Annotated in this window: 1 pseudogene; it reads left to right on the top strand. The window is 67.9% G+C overall.

Annotated elements, in window-relative coordinates:
• The first annotated feature begins 77 nt into the window (after positions 1-77).
• Positions 78-1,078: pseudogene (locus tag ACIP82_RS37835) on the top strand (IS5 family transposase).
• Positions 1,079-1,100 lie beyond the last annotated feature (22 nt).

Below are 1,100 nucleotides of genomic sequence, written 5' to 3'. Positions count from 1 at the left end.
CTAGGGCGCGTATTCGGTCGTGATCAATCTGTGTGATTCACCTTCGCGGCGGGTCCTGATCCGGTAGACCGTGGTGTGTGACGCGAGCGCAACTGACGGATGCGGAGTGGGTGTTGATCGAGCCGTACTTGCCGATCGGCGAGTACGGCCCGTACCCGGAGCGGCTGCGGCAGCAGTTCGAGGGCGTGATCTGGCGATTCCGGACGGGCGGGCAGTGGCGGGAGATGCCGAAGGAGTTCGGTGCGTGGTCGACCGTCTCCAATCGGTTCCGGCAGTGGCGGGACGCCGGTGTCTTCGAAGCCCTGATGGAGGGCGTGATCGCGGAAGCCGCGAAGCGCGGCGAGGTGGACTTGTCCCTGGTCGGCGTGGACTCCACCACCGTGCGGGCTCACCACGACGCTGCCGGGATGCACCTCGACTCCGACACCATGGCCGCCCTGGAGAAGGCCGCCGAGGAGGCGGAGAAGGCCCGGCAAAAGGGGGAGGCCCGGAGGAACAAGACGGGCGGGTCGCCTCAGGTGACCCGAAACGGGAAGAACGGCGACGCATCCGGCGTCGGCGCAGGCTCCGGCTGAAGGAAGCCCTGCTCGGACGCTCCAGGGGTGGGCAGACCAGCAAGATCCACGTTGCCGGTGAGCGGAAGTGCCGCCCGCTGGTGTTCATCCTGACCGAGGGCCAGGCCGCGGACAGCCCGCGGTTCATCCCCGTGCTGGAGAAGGTCCGGGTCCGCGGGCCCGTCGGCCGTCCCCGCACCCGACCCGGCGCGGTCGCCGGGGACAAGGCCTACTCGTCCCGCGGCAACCGTTCCCACCTGCGCAAACGCCGCATCAAGGCGGTCATCCCGGAGAAGAAGGACCAGGTCGCCAACCGGAAGAAGAAGGGCAGCCGGGGCGGCCGGCCCGTCAGCCACGACGCCGAGCTCTACAAGGAGCGGAACACCGTCGAGCGCCTGATCAACAAGCTGAAGGCCTGGCGAGGCATCGCGACCCGGTATGACAAGAGCCCGGAAAGCTACCTCGCCGGCCTTCACCTCCGCGGCGCAATGATCTGGATCAAGGACCTCACCCGAACCCATTGATCACGACCGAATACGCGGCCTA

The organism is Kitasatospora sp. NPDC088548 (genome assembly GCF_044753005.1).
Classification (GTDB): domain Bacteria; phylum Actinomycetota; class Actinomycetes; order Streptomycetales; family Streptomycetaceae; genus Kitasatospora.
This window is presented reverse-complemented; position numbering and strand designations above follow the sequence as displayed.